Annotated in this window: 20 protein-coding genes; 12 read left to right on the top strand and 8 right to left on the bottom strand. The window is 65.4% G+C overall.

Annotated elements, in window-relative coordinates:
- Nucleotides 1-228: 228 nt before the first annotated feature.
- The 5 genes from GSH16_RS00275 to GSH16_RS00295 all read left to right on the top strand — a co-directional run bounded on the left by GSH16_RS00275 (nt 229) and on the right by GSH16_RS00295 (nt 5,300).
- Nucleotides 229-1,413 carry an ABC transporter substrate-binding protein gene (locus GSH16_RS00275; RefSeq protein WP_160850860.1) on the top strand — a complete coding sequence of 395 codons (1,185 nt, stop codon included), beginning with the start codon at nt 229-231 and terminating at the stop codon, nt 1,411-1,413.
- Nucleotides 1,414-1,485: 72 nt separating this feature from the next.
- Entirely contained in the window at nt 1,486-2,274 is a 789-nt protein-coding gene (locus tag GSH16_RS00280) for an ABC transporter ATP-binding protein (protein WP_160850861.1), read from the top strand.
- A complete protein-coding gene (locus GSH16_RS00285; RefSeq protein ID WP_160850862.1) occupies nt 2,271-2,975 on the top strand; it encodes an ABC transporter ATP-binding protein in 705 nt (234 codons plus the stop codon). Before GSH16_RS00280 ends, GSH16_RS00285 begins: the two co-directional genes overlap by 4 nt.
- Before the next feature lies 1 nt (nt 2,976).
- Nucleotides 2,977-3,990: a branched-chain amino acid ABC transporter permease gene (locus GSH16_RS00290; protein WP_160850863.1), complete on the top strand. Its 1,014-nt coding sequence runs from the start codon at nt 2,977-2,979 to the stop codon at nt 3,988-3,990.
- Nucleotides 3,987-5,300: a branched-chain amino acid ABC transporter permease gene (locus tag GSH16_RS00295; protein ID WP_160850864.1), complete on the top strand. Its 1,314-nt coding sequence runs from the start codon at nt 3,987-3,989 to the stop codon at nt 5,298-5,300. Before GSH16_RS00290 ends, GSH16_RS00295 begins: the two co-directional genes overlap by 4 nt.
- 39 nt (nt 5,301-5,339) lie before the next feature.
- Here GSH16_RS00295 and GSH16_RS00300 read toward each other — a convergent pair whose 3' ends face one another.
- The 7 genes from GSH16_RS00300 to GSH16_RS00330 form a co-directional block, all read right to left on the bottom strand.
- A complete protein-coding gene (locus GSH16_RS00300; RefSeq protein ID WP_160850865.1) occupies nt 5,340-6,020 on the bottom strand; it encodes an ABC transporter ATP-binding protein in 681 nt (226 codons plus the stop codon).
- Nucleotides 6,013-6,765, bottom strand: coding sequence for an ABC transporter ATP-binding protein (locus GSH16_RS00305; RefSeq protein ID WP_160850866.1), 753 nt, complete (start codon nt 6,763-6,765; stop codon nt 6,013-6,015). The genes GSH16_RS00300 and GSH16_RS00305 overlap by 8 nt, the downstream gene beginning before the upstream one ends.
- On the bottom strand, nt 6,758-7,729 hold the full coding sequence (locus GSH16_RS00310) for a branched-chain amino acid ABC transporter permease (RefSeq protein ID WP_235912952.1): 972 nt from the start codon (nt 7,727-7,729) through the stop codon (nt 6,758-6,760). The genes GSH16_RS00305 and GSH16_RS00310 overlap by 8 nt, the downstream gene beginning before the upstream one ends.
- Before the next feature lies 1 nt (nt 7,730).
- Nucleotides 7,731-8,651: a branched-chain amino acid ABC transporter permease gene (locus GSH16_RS00315; RefSeq protein ID WP_160850868.1), complete on the bottom strand. Its 921-nt coding sequence runs from the start codon at nt 8,649-8,651 to the stop codon at nt 7,731-7,733.
- 64 nt (nt 8,652-8,715) lie between these two features.
- Nucleotides 8,716-9,843 carry an ABC transporter substrate-binding protein gene (locus GSH16_RS00320; protein ID WP_160850869.1) on the bottom strand — a complete coding sequence of 376 codons (1,128 nt, stop codon included), beginning with the start codon at nt 9,841-9,843 and terminating at the stop codon, nt 8,716-8,718.
- Nucleotides 9,844-9,904: 61 nt separating this feature from the next.
- Nucleotides 9,905-10,141: an Lrp/AsnC ligand binding domain-containing protein gene (locus GSH16_RS00325; protein ID WP_160850870.1), complete on the bottom strand. Its 237-nt coding sequence runs from the start codon at nt 10,139-10,141 to the stop codon at nt 9,905-9,907.
- A 113-nt stretch (nt 10,142-10,254) separates the two neighbouring features.
- Complete coding sequence (locus GSH16_RS00330) at nt 10,255-11,187, bottom strand: sugar kinase (RefSeq protein ID WP_160850871.1); 933 nt, start codon at nt 11,185-11,187, stop codon at nt 10,255-10,257.
- 265 nt (nt 11,188-11,452) lie between these two features.
- Between GSH16_RS00330 and mbhE the strand changes: the two genes are divergently transcribed.
- The 7 genes from mbhE to mnhG are packed head-to-tail and all read left to right on the top strand — an operon-like array spanning nt 11,453 to nt 17,009.
- Entirely contained in the window at nt 11,453-13,654 is a 2,202-nt protein-coding gene (gene mbhE / locus GSH16_RS00335; protein ID WP_160850872.1) for a hydrogen gas-evolving membrane-bound hydrogenase subunit E, read from the top strand.
- A complete protein-coding gene (locus tag GSH16_RS00340) occupies nt 13,651-14,121 on the top strand; it encodes an MnhB domain-containing protein (RefSeq protein WP_160850873.1) in 471 nt (156 codons plus the stop codon). The genes mbhE and GSH16_RS00340 overlap by 4 nt, the downstream gene beginning before the upstream one ends.
- Complete coding sequence (locus GSH16_RS00345; RefSeq protein WP_160850874.1) at nt 14,121-14,480, top strand: NADH-quinone oxidoreductase subunit K; 360 nt, start codon at nt 14,121-14,123, stop codon at nt 14,478-14,480. Before GSH16_RS00340 ends, GSH16_RS00345 begins: the two co-directional genes overlap by 1 nt.
- Before the next feature lie 6 nt (nt 14,481-14,486).
- The gene (locus GSH16_RS00350; protein ID WP_160850875.1) at nt 14,487-15,965 is read left to right on the top strand and encodes a Na+/H+ antiporter subunit D; all 1,479 of its coding nucleotides are present in this window, start codon (nt 14,487-14,489) and stop codon (nt 15,963-15,965) included.
- Nucleotides 15,962-16,300, top strand: coding sequence for a Na+/H+ antiporter subunit E (locus GSH16_RS00355; protein ID WP_160850876.1), 339 nt, complete (start codon nt 15,962-15,964; stop codon nt 16,298-16,300). Before GSH16_RS00350 ends, GSH16_RS00355 begins: the two co-directional genes overlap by 4 nt.
- Nucleotides 16,297-16,653: a monovalent cation/H+ antiporter complex subunit F gene (locus GSH16_RS00360; RefSeq protein ID WP_160850877.1), complete on the top strand. Its 357-nt coding sequence runs from the start codon at nt 16,297-16,299 to the stop codon at nt 16,651-16,653. Before GSH16_RS00355 ends, GSH16_RS00360 begins: the two co-directional genes overlap by 4 nt.
- On the top strand, nt 16,653-17,009 hold the full coding sequence (mnhG, locus tag GSH16_RS00365; RefSeq protein WP_160850878.1) for a monovalent cation/H(+) antiporter subunit G: 357 nt from the start codon (nt 16,653-16,655) through the stop codon (nt 17,007-17,009). Before GSH16_RS00360 ends, mnhG begins: the two co-directional genes overlap by 1 nt.
- 6 nt (nt 17,010-17,015) lie before the next feature.
- Here mnhG and GSH16_RS00370 read toward each other — a convergent pair whose 3' ends face one another.
- Entirely contained in the window at nt 17,016-17,723 is a 708-nt protein-coding gene (locus GSH16_RS00370; protein ID WP_160852871.1) for a sulfotransferase-like domain-containing protein, read from the bottom strand.

Genomic DNA, 17,723 nt, shown 5'->3' on the forward strand with positions numbered 1-17,723 from the left:
ACAATTGCCGGATCGACCCGCCAAGGCACCCCGCGCCGGGACCGGATACGGGCCCCAAACGTCCCGGCAGGTGACGCTAGGTCGCTTGCCCGATCTTGCGCGTGCGCGCCTTCTGGCGTGGCGAATCCGCTTTCACTCGCTGGCGAATCGGCGTTATCTTCCGCCCCAGAGTGCGGCCGGCCGGACAGGCGCGGATCGCATCGTCCAAGTTCAACGAGGAGACTCTCAATGAAAAAAGTTCTCATGGCGACTGCCGCCCTGTCCCTGATGGCAGGTGTGGCACAGGCCGACGCCGTCAAGGTCGGCATCATTCTGGGCTTCACCGGTCCGATTGAATCGCTGACCCCCGACATGGCCGCCGGTGCCGAGCTGGCGATGAAGGAAGTATCCGAGTCGGGCATGTTCCTCGACGGGTCCACCATCGAGCCGGTCCGCGCCGACAGCACCTGCGTCGACGCCGCTGCCGCGACGGCTGCCGCCGAGCGCCTGATCACCTCCGACAATGTGGCCGCGATCATGGGTGCCGACTGTTCCGGCGTGACCACCGCGATTGCCAACAATGTTGGCGTGCCGAACGGCGTCGTGATGATCTCGCCCTCGGCCACCTCGCCGGCCCTGTCGGACATCGAGGATAACGGCTTCTTCTTCCGCACCGCCCCGTCCGACGCCCGCCAGGGTGACGTTCTGGCCAATGTCATCAAGGACAAGGGCTATGACAATGTTGCCGTGACCTACACCAACAACGACTATGGCAAGGGCTTTGCCGACGCGTTCCAGGCAGCATATGAAGCCTTGGGCGGCTCCGTCGCCATTTCCGCCGCGCACGAAGACGGCAAGGCCGACTATTCGGCCGAAGTTGGCGCGCTCTCCGCGGCTGGTGCCGATCTGCTCGTCGTGCTCGGCTATGTAGATCAGGGCGGCCTCGGGATCATCCGCACCTCGCTCGACACCGGCGCCTTCGACACGTTCGCGCTCGGTGACGGCATGTTCGGCGACAGCCTGATCGAGAATATCGGCGACGACCTGAACGGCACTTTCGGCACCGTGCCGGGGTCCGAGGGTGAAGGCGCTGCCAAACTGGCCGAGATGCTCGACGGCATCGCTGACAATGCCTCCGGCCCCTATACCGGCGAAAGCTACGATGCGGCGGCGCTGATCGCGCTTGCAGCACAGGCGGCCGGCTCTGCCGACCGAGCAGCCATCCAGTCCAAGATCCTCGACGTGGCCAACGCGCCGGGCGAGCCGATCGGACCGGGTGAACTGGCCAAAGGTCTGGAAATCCTCAAGAACGGTGGCGAGATCGACTATGTCGGTGCGACCAATGTCGAACTGATCGGCGCTGGCGAGGCCGCAGGCTCCTACCGCGAGTATGAAGTCAAGGACGGCGCCTTCGAGACGGTGACCTTCCGCTGATCTTCCGATCCGACACCCAAAAAGCAGCCCGGACCCCTTGCGGTTCGGGCTGTTTTGCATGATAGCGCGACCATGATCACAGTCGAAAACCTCTCCATGCACTTTGGCGGCATCAAGGCCGTCGACGGTGCCAGCCTCGAGATTGCCGAGGGCTCCATCACCGGGCTGATCGGCCCGAACGGCGCCGGCAAGACGACGCTCTTCAACGTCATCGCGGGCCATTACCAGCCGACCGCCGGCCGGGTCCTGCTCGATGGCGAGGATATTACCGGCCTGCCGCCGCACGACCTGTTCGGCAAGGGCCTGCTGCGGACCTTCCAGATCGCCCACGAGTTCAGCACCCTGACCGTGCGGGACAATCTGATGACCGTACCGGGCGGGCAGAAGGGCGAGACGCTCTGGAACAGCTGGTTCCGCAACGGCGAGGTCCGCGCGCAGGAACGCGAGATCCGCAAGAAGGCCGACGAGGTGATCGAGTTTCTCGAAATCTCCCATGTGGCCGACGAACTGGCGGGCAACCTCTCTGGCGGCCAGAAGAAGCTTCTGGAGCTTGGCCGCACGATGATGGTGGACGCGAAGATCGTCTTCCTCGACGAGGTGGGCGCGGGCGTCAACCGTACGCTTCTGAACACGATCGGCGACGCAATCCTGCGGCTCAACCGCGAGCGCAACTACACATTCTGCATGATCGAACATGACATGGATTTCATCTCCCGCCTGTGCGACCCGGTGATCGTGATGGCCGAGGGCAAGGTGCTGACCGAAGGCAGCGCGGAAGAGGTGAAGGCCAACGAGCAGGTGATCGAGGCCTATCTCGGCACCGGGCTGAAAAACAAGCCCGCGGCGGAGGGCACGGCATGAAGTACCTGACCGCGGAGAACATGACCGGCGGCTATGGCGGGGCGGACATCCTGCACAGCTGCACCATCACCGTCGAGGAAGGCGAGATCGCCGTCATCGTCGGGCCGAACGGCGCGGGCAAGTCGACCGCCATGAAGGCCGTCTTCGGCATGCTGCCCCTGCGCGAGGGCCGGGTGACGCTGGGCGGCGAGGATATCACCCACCTGACACCGCAGGACCGCGTGCGCGCGGGCATGGGGTTCGTGCCGCAGACCAACAACGTCTTCGCCTCGATGACCGTTCAGGAAAATCTGGAGATGGGCGCCTATATCCGTGAGGACGATTTCGCGGACACGATGGCGCAGGTCTTCGACCTGTTCCCGATCCTGAAGGAAAAGCGCAACCAGCCGGCGGGCGAGCTGTCGGGCGGGCAGCGCCAGCAGGTGGCCGTGGGCCGCGCGCTGATGACCCGGCCGAAGCTTCTGATGCTCGACGAGCCGACCGCAGGCGTCAGCCCGATCGTGATGGACGAACTGTTCGACCGCATCCTCGAAGTGGCGGCGACCGGCATCGCCATCCTGATGGTGGAGCAGAATGCCCGCCAGGCGCTCAACATTGCCGATCACGGGTTCGTCCTCGTGCAGGGGCAGAACCGTTTCACAGACACCGGGGCCGCGCTCATGGCCGACCCGGACGTCCGCAAATCCTTCCTCGGGGGCTGAGATGGAAGATATCCTCAACGCCATCGTCCTTCTGTCGAATTTCGTGATCGTGCCCGGGCTCGCCTATGGGGCGCAGCTTGCGCTCGGCGCGCTCGGCGTGACGCTGATCTACGCCGTATTGCGCTTTTCGAACTTCGCCCATGGCGACCTGATGGCCTTCGGCACCATGGCCGTGATCCTTGTGACCTGGACCTTCCAGTCGGTGGGCATCTCGGCCGGACCGGTGCCCACGGCGCTGCTCGCCCTGCCCTTCGGCATTCTGGCCGCGATCGGAATATCGCTCCTGTTCGACCGGAGCGTCTACAAATTCTACCGCACCAAGAAATCGCCGCCCGTTGTCTTCGTCATCGCCTCGGTGGGCGTGATGTTCATGCTGAACGGGATCGTGCGGTTCATCATCGGCCCCGGCGACCAGAATTTTTCCGATGGCGGACGGTTCCTGATCAAGGCGCGCGAATTCAAGGAGATGACCGGGCTGAACGAGGGGCTGGCGATCAAGACCTCGCAGGGGATCACCATCATCGTGGCCTTCCTCGTGATGATCGCACTCTTCTGGTTCCTGCAGAAATCGCGCACTGGCAAGGCGATGCGGGCCTATTCCGACAATGAGGATCTAGCGCTCCTGTCGGGCATCAATCCCGACCGGGTGGTGCTTTACACGTGGATCATCGCGGCCGCGCTGGCGACCATCGCGGGCACGCTCTACGGGCTCGACAAGAGCTTCAAGCCCTTCACCTACTTCCAGCTTCTGCTGCCGATCTTCGCAGCGGCGATCGTCGGCGGGATCGGCAACCCGCTCGGCGCGATTGCGGGCGGTTTCGTCATCGCCTTCTCTGAGGTGACGGTGACCTATGCCTACAAGAAGTTCCTGATCTATCTCGGCCCCGAGGGCTGGGCCCCCGACGGGCTCGTCCAACTTCTGTCGACCGACTATAAATTCGCCGTCTCCTTCGTGATCCTGGTGCTCGTGCTCCTGATCCGCCCGACCGGCATCTTCAAGGGGAAAGTGATATGAAACTGCCCGTCCCCGCCCAGTTCGCCATCATGGGGCTTCTGCTCGTGCTGGTGGGCATCTTCCAGAGCTGGTCGGTCGCGCTCGCGATCCTCAATCTCTGCCTGATCTCGTCGGTCATGGCGCTCGGCGTCAACATCCAGTGGGGCTATGCGGGCCTGTTCAATGTCGGGATCATGGGCTTTGCCGCGCTCGGTGGCGTCGGCGCGATGCTCGTCTCTGTCCCGCCCGTGCGCGAGGCGTGGGCCGCCGGTGGCCTGCAGGTGATCGGCTCCGGCCTTCTGGTTCTGGCTGTGATCGCGGCGGTCGTCTTCGCCCGCCGCACGCTGGAGGGCCGCACCCGCAGCCTGGCCACCGTGGCCCTTGTCGCGGGCGGCTATTTCCTGGTCCGTGCGGTCTTCGATCCGGCGGTCGATGCGATCGAGGCCGTCGATCCGGCCAAGTCGGGCTTTCTTGGCGGCCTCGGCCTGCCGATCATCTTCAGCTGGGGCATCGGCGGGGTCTTTGCCGCGGGCGCGGCCTGGGTCGTGGGCAAGATCGCGCTCGGGCTGCGGTCGGACTATCTGGCCATTGCCACACTCGGCATTTCCGAGATCATCATCGCGATCCTGAAAAACGAGGACTGGCTGACCCGCGGGGTCAAGAATGTCTCCGGCCTGCCGCGCCCGGTGCCGCTGGAGATCAACCTCATCCAGTCGCCCTGGTTCACCGACCTGTCGGCCCGGATCGGCGCCGACCCGGTGGCCTTCGCGGGCATTTTCGTGAAGCTCTGCTATGCGGCGCTCTTCACCATCGTGCTGCTCGCCATCCTGTGGCTGTCGCAGCGCGCGCTCCATTCCCCCTGGGGCCGGATGATGCGCGCGATCCGTGACAATCGCGATGCGGCCGAAGCGATGGGCAAGGATGTCACCAAGCGCCACCTGCAGACCTTCGTGCTCGGGTCCGCCGTCGTCGGCATCGCCGGGGCGATGCTCGTGACCATCGACGGGCAATTCACGCCCGGCACCTACAATCCGCTGCGCTACACGTTCCTCATCTGGGTGATGGTGATCGTGGGCGGCTCGGGCAACAATTACGGCTCGGTCCTTGGCGGGTTCCTGATCTGGTTCCTGTGGATCCAGGCCGAACCGGCGGGCCTGTGGCTGATGAATGTGCTGACGATGCCACTGGCCGAGGGCAGCGCACTGAAGGCGCATCTGCTGCAGGCGGCTCCGCATTTGCGGCTCTTCCTGATGGGGCTGATCCTGCTTCTGGTGTTGCGTTTCAGCCCGCGCGGCCTGATCCCCGAGGAAACCGGCCGCAAGGCCGCCTGACACTGGTCTGGCGCCCCTGCCACAGTCGCGGGGGCGTCGTCACACGCCGAGAAACCGGTCCCGCGTGGCCGGATCGAGCCCGTCGGGCGCGCCCGACCAGACACTGACCCCTTTTTCCAGGATCGTGCATCTGTCGGCGATCGGCAGCAACTCGGCCAGAATCTTGTCGACGATCAGGAGCGACAGGCCCTCGTCCTTCAACCGGCGCAGCGCGGTCCAGATTTCCTGCCGGATGACCGGGGCCAGCCCCTCGGTCGCCTCGTCGAGGATCAGGAGCCGCGGGTTGGTCGTGAGCGCCCGCCCGATGGCCAGCATCTGCTGCTCGCCCCCCGATAGCGAATGGCCATATTGCCCGCGGCGCTCACCCAGACGGGGAAAGAGCGCCTCCACCCGTGCGCGGTCCCAGTAGCCCGGCCGCGCGGCGGCGGTCAGGTTCTCCGCGACCGTGAGGTTGGGGAAAATCCGCCGCCCCTCGGGCACCAGTCCAATACCGGCCCGCGCGATCCTGTGGGACGGTTGACCGCCTATAGCCTGCCCGTCGAGGCGGATTTGCCCGTCGCGCGGTGGCGTCAAGCCGCAAATGGCGCGGATCGTCGTCGATTTCCCCATGCCGTTGCGGCCAAGGAGCGCCAGCGCCTCGCCCGTGCCAAGTGACAGCGACACATCGAAAAGCGCCTGGCTCGCGCCGTAGAAGGCGGTGATCCGCTCCAGTTCAAGCATCGCCGTCCCCCAGATAGGCGTCGCGCACCCGCGGGTCGGCGCGCACCGTGTCCGCATCGCCGGACGCGATGATCGCGCCCGACACAAGGACCGAAATCCGGTCGGCGAGCCGGAAGACCGCATCCATGTCATGCTCGACGAGCAGCAACGGCACTTCCGTGCGGAGTGTATCCAGCAGCGCGACCATCTCGGCCGAGCCTTCGGGGCCGAGACCCGCCAGCGGTTCGTCGAGCAGCAGGAGCTTCGGACCGAGCGCCAGCGCGCAGGCCAGTTCGACCCGTCGCCGCTCGCCATGCGACAGGTCGGACACCGCGACCCCGGCCCGGTCCGCGACACCGGTACGGGCCAGCGCCGCATCCGCCGCGTCGCGCAATTCGCTGTCCTGCGTCACTGCGCCCCAGAAGCGGTAGGTCCGCCCCTGCGCGCCCTGCAGCGCCAGCATCACGTTTCGGCGGGCCGACAGCGGCTCGGCCAGTTGCGAGACTTGGAACGTACGCCCCAGCCCGGCACGGGCCCGCGCCGCCGGCCGCGCTTCCGTCATGTCCCGGCCGGCAATCTCGATCCGGCCCGCATCGGGCGTTATGAAGCCCGCGATCTGGCCGATGAGCGTGCTCTTGCCCGCGCCGTTCGGCCCGATCAGCGCATGAATCTCGCCTGTCTCCAGCGTCAGCGATACATCCTGCGTCACAGTCAGCGCGCCGAAGGCCTTCATCAGCCCCGATATGGCCAGCCGTGTCTCAGTCATGGCGCGCCCGCCCGGCCAAAAGCCCCAAGAGCCCGCCGCGCGCGAACAGCACCGCGCCAAGTAGCACCAGACCCAGCCAGAACTGCCAGAAATCGGTCCAGCCGCCGAGCAGCACTTCCAGCAGGATGAACAGGATCGCCCCCGCCACCGGACCGAAGAGCCGTCCCACCCCGCCGAGGATCACGATCACCATGATCTCGCCCGAGCGGTGCCAGCTGAGCATCGACGGGCCGACAAACCCGTTCAGATCGGCAAAGAGCGCGCCCGCAAGCGCCGTGACCATGGCCGAGATGACAAAGGCGGTGAGCCGGACCGGAAACGGGCTGATGCCGGAACTGGCCAGCCGCACATCGTTCAGGCGCGCCATGTCGAGCGCCGCGCCGAACCGCGACCCGGTCACGCGGCTCATCGCCCAGAGCGTCAGCAAAAGCACCCCGAAGACCAACGCGAAAAACTGGATTGGATCGTTGGTATTCATCCCCGGCATCTGGTTGCGCAGGTAGATGGGCAATCCGTCCTCGCCGCCATAGGGGGTCAGCGAGATGGCGAAATAATAGGTCATCTGCGCAAAGGCGAGCGTGATCATGATGAAATAGACCCCGCGCGTCCGCAGGCTGATCGCGCCGATCCCGAGTGCGAGCAGCGCCGCCGACAGGAGCGCCGTCATCCAGATGACGGGCATCCAGACGGTGCCCGGCAAGAGGCCCAGAAAAAGCGACATGTCGAATGCATGATGCGCCGCGATGCCCGCCGCATAGCCGCCGACGCCGAAAAAGGCGGCATGGCCGAAACTGACGAGCCCGCCCGCGCCGAGCGCGAGATTGAGCCCGACACCGGCCAGCGCCACGATCGCGATCCGGCTGACGAGGTTGATATAGAATGTCTCGCCGAGCGCCAGCGCGGTCAGCGCAGCGGCCGGCAGGAGCAGCAGAAGCACCGCATTGACAAGGGTCTCGCGCGACAGGTCAGGCATTGGCGGGGAACAGTCCTTGCGGCCGGATGGCGAGGATCACGGCCATGACAAGATAGATGAGCATCGAGCCGAGCGATGCGCCCACCGTCGTCGCTTCGGAGGGCGGCAGCACCAGCCCAAAGAGCTCGGGCAGGAAAATCCGCCCCAGCGTGTCGGTCACGCCGACAAGCACCGCGCCCACCAGCGCCCCCCGGATCGACCCGATCCCGCCGATCACGATCACGACGAAGGCGAGGATCAGCACGGGTTCGCCCATGCCAACCCGCACCGATTGCAGCGCGCCGACCATGGCACCGGCCAGCCCGGCCAGCCCCGCGCCGAGCGCAAAGACAATCGTGTAGAGGCTTGCGATGTTCACGCCGAGTGCGGCGATCATCTCGCGGTCGCTCTCGCCCGCACGGATCTGCATGCCGAGCCGGGTGCGCGCGATGAGCAGGAACAGGCCCAGCGCCACCAGGAGCCCGACCCCGATGATCGCAAGCCGATAGAGCGGATAGACCGCCCCGCCCGGCAGGGCCACCGCGCCCGACAGCGCGTCCGGCACGTCGAGCCAGAGCGGCGCACCGCCAAAGAGATAGCGCGTGCCTTCGGAGATGATGAGGATAAGCGCGAAAGTCGCGAGCACTTGGTCGAGATGGTCCCGCGCATAGAGCCGCCGCATGACGCTCCATTCGATGAGCGCGCCTGCAAGTGCCGCCGCGATCACGCCCGCCCCGAGGCCGAGCGCAAAACTGCCCGTGCTGCCGGTGACCGTCGCGCAGGTGAAAGCGCCGATCATGTAGAGCGAGCCGTGAGCCAGATTGATCAGCCCCATGACGCCGAAGACGAGCGTCAGCCCGGACGCCATCAGGAACAGGGTCACGCCAAGCTGCACGCCGTTCAGCAGCTGTTCGATGAAGAGGGGAAGCGTCATGCGCAGCAGGACGGCCGGCGGCGTGGGGTCGACCCCCGCGCCGCCGGCCCGTCAGTTCAGTCGATCAGAGCTTGCACTCCGCCGCATAGGCATCCTGCAGGTCCTCGATCGCGACACCGACCAGCTTGTTCGTGGGCTTGCCCTCTCCGGCGACCACCTCGCGGATATAGATATCCTGGATCGGGTGGTTGTTGTTCCCGAAGGCGAAGTCCCCGCGCACGCTGTCGAAATCGGCCTCTTTCAGCGCGGCACGAAACGCGTCCTTGTCCGACGGGTCCGCCTTGCCGAGCGCCGACAGGATTAGGTTGGCCGTGTCGAAACCCTGGCTCGCATAAAGCGTCGGCGTACGGTCATATTTGGCGCGGAAGCTGTCCACGAAGGCGGCATTGGCCGGATTGTCCAGATCATAGGCCCATTGCGAGCTGTTCTTCACGCCGAGCGCCGCATCGCCCACCGCGCCGAGGATGATCTCATCGAAGGAGAAGGCCGGGCCGTAGAGCGGCAGTTCCGCACCCGAGGCCGCATATTGCTTGGTGAAGGCGATGCCCATGCCGGCCGGCAGGAAGAAGAAGATGCTGTCCGCGTCGCTCGCCCGGATCTGGCTGATCTCGGCGGCATAATCTTCCTGTCCGAGCTTGGTGTAGATCTCGCCCGCCACATCGTCGCCGAAACGCGACTTGAAGCCCGTGAGCGCGTCGGTGCCCGCTGGATAGTTGGGTGCGAGGATGAAGGGCTTCTTGATCCCCTCGGCCTTCATGTAGGCGCCCATCGCCTCGTGCAGGTTGTTGTTCTGCCAGGCAACGTTGAAATAATTCTCATGGCAGTTCTTGCCGGCAAGCGCGGAGGGGCCCGCGTTGGGCGACAGGTAGAAGGTGCCGCCGGCCGTCACGCCCGGCACCACGGCCATGGCGAGGTTCGACCAGATGATGCCGGTCAGAATGTCGACCTTGTCTTTCTGCACCAGTTCGTCGGCCAGCGACTTGGCCACGTCGGGCTTGCGGGCATCGTCACGGATGATGACCTCCACATCCGATCCGGCCTGTTCCATCGCCAGCATGAACCCGTCGCGCACATCCGTGCCCAGATGCGACCCACCACCCGAGAGCGTGGTGATCATCCCGATTTTCGTATCCGCCTGCGCGGCGCTCGCCGCGATCAGTGCTGCCGTCGCGGCGCCCATCAGTTTCTTCATTCTCGTCACTTCCCTGTTGGTCTTGTCTTTGTTTTGGTGGTTCCGGCCGGGCCGGTCCGGATCAGAAGGCCCGGAATGTCAGCGTGGTCAGCGACCGGCTGATCCCGTCTATATCGAGCAGCTTGTCATTGATGAATTTGCCCACATCCTTGCCCTCGGGCACATAGACTTTCATCAGAAGGTCATAGTCGCCGCTGGTGGAATAGAGCTCGGACACGATCTCCCGCTCGTAGATCGCATCGGCCACCTCGTAGGTGCGGCCGGGCGCACAGCGCAGCTGGATGAAAACACATTGCATGGGTCACGTCCTTTTCAAGCCGTCGGTCCGGTCGAGTCGCCGGGCGACCGCGGGCGAGTAAACCGTGGTTCCGCGATCGGGGCAAGCCGCCCGGTCACGGGTGCGCTGGCCGGTCAGGGCCATCTGGCGGGCATCGCCGCGGCGGGAATGATGGCGCCGGGATGGTTGATGACCGTCGCGCTCAGTTTCTGCGCCGCGCGGGCCGCGTCGAACGGATCGAGCCCGAGGAGCCGCGCCGACAGATAGCCCGCGTTGAAACTGTCGCCCGCACCGGTCGTGTCGCGCGGCCGCGCCACACCGTCAAAGGCGATCTCCGCCCGCGCACCATCCGCAGCCACCAGCATCGGCGCCGGCCCGTCGCGGAGCACCCATTCGCCGACAGAGGCTGCCGCCAGCCGCGCGGCAGTGTCCTCGGGGGTGCGGTCTCCGAAAATCGCCTCCTGTTCCTCGACGGAGGTCAGCACGAGCGACGCGACCTCGAACGCCTCGGTTGCGGCGGCGGCGGCCGCTTCCGCGCCGGGCCAGAGCCGCGGCCTGTGATTCGGATCGAAGGCCACCTGCCCACCGGCCGCCCGAACGTCGCGGGCCAGTCCGAAGAGCGCCGCGCGCCCCTCGGCGCTCAGCACCGCCAGCGTGATGCCGGAAAAGAAGAACAGATCGGCACCGGACACAGCTGATTGCACCGCCGCATCCACCCCGTCGCGGAACATGTCGCGCACCGGCGCATTCTCGCGCCAGTATGTGAAACTGCGCTCGCCCATGGCATCGGTAGAAATGGCATAGAGGCCGATCGTGCGCCCCGGCACCGGCGTGGCGAGGTCGAGCCGGATGCCCTCGTCCGCCCAGGCTTGCGTCATCCGGGCGCTGAACGGGTCGTCCCCGACACGCGTCAGATAGGACAGGTCGGCCGCGTCGCCGAGCAGGCGCTTCATGTAGACGGACGTGTTCAACGTGTCGCCACCGAAGCCGAACGCCCAGCCGCTGTCCGCATTGCCCGAAATTTCCGCCATACATTCGCCGGCGATCACGATCCGCCGCGCCGTCATTGACCCTTGCCCATGAAAATCTGGTCCGTCCCTGTCGTTTTCCGGCCTCCGGACGGTTGCCCGGTGCCACCTGTCGGCCAATCCATACAAGTGCGGACCCGTGCTGACCAGTCCGCCGGTCTGAAAGCTGCGCAATTCCTGCGAAAAAGGCCCCGGGACACATTGGCAATCCGGTTTCCTTTCCGTAAGTTCGACCGCCAAACGGCCAGCGATACGGGGACAGGTTTTGCCGACTGCCTTTACCAGGGATTCACAGCCCAGTTTCATGCGCTTCCTGCCCGCGCTTCTGGCCTTCATGGCCACGGCGTGGTTCTGGAGCTTCCTGCCGGCGATTTCCGCCGGTGAAACCCGCAGCTGGGCCTGGGCCTGGCTGCCGGATCAGGGGGTCGAGCTGGCGCTGCGGATCGACGGGCTGTCGCTCCTCTTCGCGCTGCTGATCACCGGGATCGGGACGCTCATCTTCCTTTATACCGCAGCCTATTTCCGCAACGATGACAGGCTGCCGCGCCTGCTCACGCTCCTGATGCTCTTCGGCATCTCGATGCTGGGACTGGTTCTGGCCGACGATGCGATCTCGCTCTTCGTCTTCTGGGAGGGCACGACCGTGACCTCCTTCCTGCTGGTGGGCTTCGACCATAACCGCCGTTATGCCCGCGCGAGTGCGCTTCAGGCGCTGATCATCACCGGGCTGGGCGGGCTGGCGCTGCTCGCCGGGCTCATCATCCTCGGCCAGTTCGCGGGCACCTATAGGCTGAGCGAAATGGTCCTGATGGGTGATGCGATCCGCGCGTCCGAGATCTACATTGCCGCGACCATTTTCGTGCTGCTCGGCTGCTTCACCAAATCGGCCCAGTTCCCGTTCCACTTCTGGCTTCCCGGCGCCATGGCCGCGCCCACGCCGGTCAGCGCCTATCTCCATTCGGCGACGATGGTGAAGGCCGGCGTCTACCTGCTGATGCGGATGAGCCCCGCGCTCGGCGGCACCGAGATCTGGATGTGGAGCCTGACCATCTGTGGCGCGATCACGATGATCGTCGGGTCGGTCTGGGCGATGAAGCAGGACGACCTGAAACTGATGCTGGCCCACACCACGCTGATGGGTCTCGGTGCGCTCGTGATGCTGCTCGGCTCGGGCACCAAAGAAGCGGCGAAGGCGGCCGTTCTGTTCCTGCTTGTCCATGCGCTCTACAAGGCCGCGCTCTTCCTGTCCGTCGGCATTCTCGACAAGCAGGCCGGGTCGCGGATGGTCGACGATCTCGGTGGTCTGCGCGGCGCGATGCCGCTCAGCTTCGCCATTGCCGCGCTGGCGGCCCTGTCCATGGCAGGCTTCCCGCCCTTCATCGGCTTCATCGGCAAGGAAGTGATCTACGAGAGCGCGCTCCACAGCGCGGCATCCCCGCTTCTGGTGACCGGATCGGCGCTGGCGGCCAACATCATGATGGTGGCCTGTGCCGGACTGGTGGCAATCAAACCCTATTTTGGCGAGCGGCGGGCACAGAAAAACCCCGGCGATCCGGTCTTCGGCCTCTGGTTCGGGCCGGCGGTGCTCGCGGCTCTCGGCCTCTGGTTCGGGCTATTTCCCGCCGCCCTTGGCCATGACCTGCTCGAACCCGCGCTCGGCGCGGTGACGGGCAAGGCGGCAGAGGTGAAACTCTACCTTTGGCACGGGGTCAACCTGCCCTTCCTGCTCAGCCTGCTGACATTCGCGGCCGGGATCGGGCTCTTCCTCGTGATCGGTGCCGTGCGGCGCGCGCTTCAGGCCGCCCGCGTGCCGGGCGCAGAGGATGGCTATGACCTCGGGCTGGCGGGGATCGACCGGTTGTCCGCATGGGTCACGCGGTCGCTGCAGGGCGGCCGGATGACGGTCTACCTCAAGCTAAGCTTCGCGGTCTTTGCCGGTGTCATCTGGATGGCGATCCTGATGAGCAACACCGAACTGAGCCGCCCGGACTTCCGGGTGCCGCTTTTCCAGTTCGGCGTCGTCGTCCTGATCCTTGTCTCGACGGTGGTCGTGACCTTCACGCCGTCGCGGCTGATCGCGATCTGTGCGCTTGGCGGTGTCGGCTCGGGCATCGCCATGCTGTTCGTGATGTATGGCGCCATCGACGTCGCCATGACCCAGCTACTGGTGGAAATCCTCGTGGTCGTCTTCTTCGCCATCGCGCTTCTGCAATTGCCGCGCACGCCGATCTCGCTCGGGTTCCGCCCGTTCGACATGGCGCTGAGCGTGGCGCTGGGGCTTGGCGTTATTGTTACGCTCTGGGCCGTGCTCGGGACCGAGCTGAACCTCTACCTGACCGAATATTTCGAGAAATACTCGGCACCGAAAGCGCTGGGACGCAACATCGTCAACGTGATCCTCGTTGATTTCCGCGCGCTCGACACGCTCGGTGAAGTGTCGGTGGTGCTGATCGCCGCCATCGCTGCTGTCGCGGTGATGCGCGCCGGACGGGAGGCCCGCAAATGAAGTCGCTCATCCTCTCCGTCGCGTCCCGCGCGTTGATGCCGACGCTCCTGATCGTGTCCTTCTATGTGCTCTGGCGTGGCCATAACGAACCGGGTGGCGGGTTCATCGGCGGTCTGGTCGCCGTGCTGGGCCTTGTCATCATGTCCAAGGCCGAAGGTGTGCGCGCCGCCCGCGACTTCCTGCGGATCGAGCCGCTGTCGCTGGCGGCCATCGGGCTCGGCTGTTCCGTTGTATCGGGCGTCTGGGGCTATATCGTTTACGGCACGGTCCTGAAGGGCGTCTGGCCCTTCATCACCGTCGCCGCGGACGGATCGAAATCCGGCCTGCCGGTCGGTTCGATCTTCCTCTTCGACCTCGGCGTCTACCTTGTGGTGATCGGCGGCGTGCTGGGCATGCTCTTCGCCATGGAAGAAGTGGTCGCCCCGGAACCGGACGAGGACGAAACCCGGGACGGAGGCGCAGGCTGATGGATTTTCTTTTCGTTCTGATCGTCGGACTTCTGGTCACATCGGGCGCCTACCTGATGATGTCGGGGCACCTTGTGCGGTTCCTCTATGGGCTGGCGCTCTTCTCCAATGCGGCCAACCTCGCGATTTTCGTGTCCGGCGGGCTCTCCTACGGGGCGCCGGCGCTGATCGCGGAGGGCGAAAAAGCGCCGCTCGAACCGGTGGCCAATGCGCTGCCGCAAGCGCTGGTGCTGACCGCGATCGTCATCGGCTTCGGCCTGACGGTGTTTGCGCTGGCGCTCGCGAAACGCGCCTTTGCCTCGGAAGGCACGGCGCTGATGGATGATATGCGAAGCGCCGAACCGCGCGCGGAGGACTGAGCCTTTATGCTGGTAGCCTTTCCGATCCTCACGGCCCTGGGCACGGCCGTTTTCTGTTTCCTTATGCGCGACCAGCGGCAGGGACAGATGCTGGCGTCGCTCGGCGGCGCGCTCATTCAGGTGGCGCTCGCCGTGGCGCTTCTGTGGACCGTGACCACCTCCGGCCCGCTTTCGGCGCAGATGGGCGGCTGGCCCGCGCCTTTCGGGATCACGCTTGTGGCCGACACGCTGTCGGCGCTTCTCGTTCTGTCGACCGCCATCGTGCTTCTGTGCGTGGTGATCTTCAGCCTGTCGGAAATCGAGCGCGAACAGGAGCGGCTGGGCTATCAGGCGCTGGTACATGCGCTTGTCGCCGGTGTCATGGGGGCGTTCCTGACCGGCGATATCTTCAACCTCTATGTCTGGTTCGAGGTGCTGCTCATCTCCTCCTTCGGTCTTCTGGTGATCGGCGGCGGCAAGGCGCAGCTCGACGGGGCGGTGAAATATGTCGGTCTCAACCTGATTGCGACGCTGGCCTTCCTGACCGGCGTGGGCCTGCTCTACGGCGCGACCGGCACGCTCAACATGGCCGACCTCAATCAGGCCGTCAGCGGCCGGATGACGGAGACGGCGATCCTTGCCTCGGCCGGGTTCCTGCTCTTTGCCTACGGGGCCAAATCGGCGCTCTTCCCGGTCTATTTCTGGCTGCCGGCTTCCTACCATACGCCTGCGGCGGCGACCTCCGCGCTTTTCGCGGCGCTTCTGACCAAGGTGGGCGTCTATTCGATCCTCCGGGTCTTCACGCTGGTGTTCGAGACCGACGGCACACCGCTGGCGCCGGTGCTCATCGTCGCCGGTGCGATCACCGCCGTGGTCGGCGTGCTCGGCGCCGTCACCCACCGCGAGATCCGGCGCATCCTGTCCTACAACATCATCTCGTCCATCGGCCTGCTCATCATGGCCATCGGGATCGACACGCCGCTCGCGATCACCGCGGCGATCTTCTATCTGGTGCACAATATGCTGGTGAAGGCGGCGCTCTTCCTGCATGCGGGACTGGTGCTGAAAATCAAGGGATCGGAGGAATTCGACAAGGTGGGCGGCATCTACGAACAGGCCCCGTGGATCGCGGTTCTGTTCCTTGTGCCCGCGCTGTCGCTGGCTGGCATCCCGCCGCTGTCGGGCTTCTGGGGCAAGTTCCTGATCCTGCGGGCCACGATCGACCTGCCGTCGCTCGCGCTCACCGTCCTTGTGCTCGTCGTCAGCTTGCTGACCATCTATTCGGTCGCCCGCATCTGGCTTGAGATCTTCTGGAAATCCGACGAGCGCGGAGAAGGCTGTGCCCCCGCCCCTGCCCTCATGGTCGCGCCGATCGTCCTGCTGACGATCCTGACGGTCGGCATCGGTCTCTATCCCGACCTGCTCTATAGCTGGTCGGACAGTGCAGCTGCCGGCATTGCCGATCCGTCGACCTATATTTCCGCCGTGATGGAGGACCCGTCATGAGTTTCTTCCGCCGCCTGTTGGGCACGATCCGGCTGACGCTCTATTTCCTGTACGATCTGCTCTCCTCGTCGGTGCGGATCGCTTATGACGTTGTGACTCCATCGATCAACTCCAAGCCGCGTCTGGTGGTGATGCCGCTCGACGCCAAGAGCGACACGGAAATCCTGCTGACCGCGAACCTGATCTCGCTGACGCCCGGCACGCTGACCGTGGATGTGAGCGAGGATCGCAGCTGCCTGCTCATCCACTCCATGTTCGACGCCAAGGACAATATGGACGCGGTCCAGCCGCTCAAGGACGGGATCGAGGCGCGCGTGATCGGAGCAACACGATGACCATCTTGCAAAAATCCGTCGACGGGTTCCTCGGGCTCTGCATCGAGATTTCCGCCGCCTTCATCCTGATCGGCCTGCTCTGCGCGCTCTACCGGCTGGTGGCGGGCAAGTCGCTGGCCGACCGGGTGGTGGCACTCGACCTGATCTCCATGCTGCTCGTGGCCTTCCTTGCGCTCTTCGCGCTGGCCACCGCGAAACCCGCCTATCTCGACGCGGCCATCGCGCTGGCGCTGACCTCATTCCTGGCCACCGTCGCCTATGCGCGGTTCATCGACCGCAGCGCCCATCAGGCGCGCGAGGACGAGGCCGCGGAGACGGCCGCCACCGCAGCCGATGCCGGGGGGGATGCGTGATGGAACAGGCGCTTGAAATCATTGCCGGTCTGATGGTGCTGGCGGGCGGATTCTTCTGCCTCGTGGCCGGGATCGGGGTCGTGAAACTGCCCGACCTGTTCATGCGGATGCATGCCTCGACCAAGGCGGGTACGGTCGGCGTGGGCCTGACCTGCCTGTCGCTGGTGCTGGTCGGCCCGACATGGATCGTGGCCGGCAAGGCCGTGGCCGTGACATTATTCATGATCGCGACAGCCCCGATCGGCTCGCACCTGATCGGCCGCGCAGCCTACCGCGCCGGCTTCACTTTCTGGGAGCCGACGATCATCGAACCGATCGCCACCGAAACCTTCCCGGTCGACGACGATCAGGCCTGACCGCGCTCAGCCCACAAGGGCATGAGCGGCGAGATGCGCATAATGCGGCCGGGCACCGTCTGCCAGACGCGCCAGATCGCCGTCCAGTTCGGGCAGGTCGCCCTCCGGTCCGGCAAAGCCGGTCGATCCCTCGACAGCGCCGTACCAGTGCGCGGCCCAGACGCCATCATCCGGCCGGCGTCCGGGCGCCCAGCCCAGCATGGACGCACGCCCTTCGATGCCAAGCGCCGCGCAGAGCGCCTTCAGCATCCGCTCGGGTGCGGCCCTGATCGCGGCACTGTCGATCACGATAGGCGGCCGGCCCTGCCGGACTGACAGTTGGTCGAAGAGCCGCGCCTGCTGCGCAAATCCGATATCCTCCGCGCGCGGCGCCTCGCGTTTCGCCGCGTAGGATGCGATCACCCGCTCGGGCGCGCGGATCAGGAAAAAATGCGTCAGCCCGTCCGTCCAGCCCAGATCGCTGTCGTCCAGCATGTGCTGTGTCATGTGTTTCTGGAACAGGAGCGGCGTTGCGACCTCCTCCTGCGCGCAATCCCGCGCCACGGTCGGATAGTCACGCGGATCGGCCGCGAGGATCTCTGCCCGCATCGGGTGGGTCAGGCCGGTCTTCCGCAAATAGGCGGCATAGAATGGTTCGTCACGCACCGTGCAATCTCCGCGCGCCTCGAAGCTGCGCATCATCGCGGTCGACAGGTTCCGCGGCCCCGACCACAT

This window comes from Oceanomicrobium pacificus (assembly GCF_009833495.1).
In the GTDB taxonomy this organism is placed as follows: domain Bacteria; phylum Pseudomonadota; class Alphaproteobacteria; order Rhodobacterales; family Rhodobacteraceae; genus Oceanomicrobium; species Oceanomicrobium pacificus.

Bases quoted from the DNA above. Each gene is read 5' to 3' on its own strand.
- GSH16_RS00330 (WP_160850871.1), bottom strand. From the start codon at position 11,187: ATGACGGCGCGGCGGATCGTGATCGCCGGCGAATGTATGGCGGAAATT.
- GSH16_RS00315 (WP_160850868.1), bottom strand. From the start codon at position 8,651: ATGACGCTTCCCCTCTTCATCGAACAGCTGCTGAACGGCGTGCAGCTT.
- GSH16_RS00360 (WP_160850877.1), top strand. From the start codon at position 16,297: ATGACCATCTTGCAAAAATCCGTCGACGGGTTCCTCGGGCTCTGCATC.
- GSH16_RS00320 (WP_160850869.1), bottom strand. From the start codon at position 9,843: ATGAAGAAACTGATGGGCGCCGCGACGGCAGCACTGATCGCGGCGAGC.
- GSH16_RS00280 (WP_160850861.1), top strand. From the start codon at position 1,486: ATGATCACAGTCGAAAACCTCTCCATGCACTTTGGCGGCATCAAGGCC.
- GSH16_RS00350 (WP_160850875.1), top strand. From the start codon at position 14,487: ATGCTGGTAGCCTTTCCGATCCTCACGGCCCTGGGCACGGCCGTTTTC.
- GSH16_RS00370 (WP_160852871.1), bottom strand. From the start codon at position 17,723: ATGTGGTCGGGGCCGCGGAACCTGTCGACCGCGATGATGCGCAGCTTC.
- GSH16_RS00340 (WP_160850873.1), top strand. From the start codon at position 13,651: ATGAAGTCGCTCATCCTCTCCGTCGCGTCCCGCGCGTTGATGCCGACG.
- GSH16_RS00345 (WP_160850874.1), top strand. From the start codon at position 14,121: ATGGATTTTCTTTTCGTTCTGATCGTCGGACTTCTGGTCACATCGGGC.
- GSH16_RS00300 (WP_160850865.1), bottom strand. From the start codon at position 6,020: ATGCTTGAACTGGAGCGGATCACCGCCTTCTACGGCGCGAGCCAGGCG.
- GSH16_RS00325 (WP_160850870.1), bottom strand. From the start codon at position 10,141: ATGCAATGTGTTTTCATCCAGCTGCGCTGTGCGCCCGGCCGCACCTAC.
- GSH16_RS00290 (WP_160850863.1), top strand. From the start codon at position 2,977: ATGGAAGATATCCTCAACGCCATCGTCCTTCTGTCGAATTTCGTGATC.
- mbhE (WP_160850872.1), top strand. From the start codon at position 11,453: ATGCGCTTCCTGCCCGCGCTTCTGGCCTTCATGGCCACGGCGTGGTTC.
- GSH16_RS00275 (WP_160850860.1), top strand. From the start codon at position 229: ATGAAAAAAGTTCTCATGGCGACTGCCGCCCTGTCCCTGATGGCAGGT.
- GSH16_RS00295 (WP_160850864.1), top strand. From the start codon at position 3,987: ATGAAACTGCCCGTCCCCGCCCAGTTCGCCATCATGGGGCTTCTGCTC.
- GSH16_RS00355 (WP_160850876.1), top strand. From the start codon at position 15,962: ATGAGTTTCTTCCGCCGCCTGTTGGGCACGATCCGGCTGACGCTCTAT.
- mnhG (WP_160850878.1), top strand. From the start codon at position 16,653: ATGGAACAGGCGCTTGAAATCATTGCCGGTCTGATGGTGCTGGCGGGC.
- GSH16_RS00285 (WP_160850862.1), top strand. From the start codon at position 2,271: ATGAAGTACCTGACCGCGGAGAACATGACCGGCGGCTATGGCGGGGCG.
- GSH16_RS00305 (WP_160850866.1), bottom strand. From the start codon at position 6,765: ATGACTGAGACACGGCTGGCCATATCGGGGCTGATGAAGGCCTTCGGC.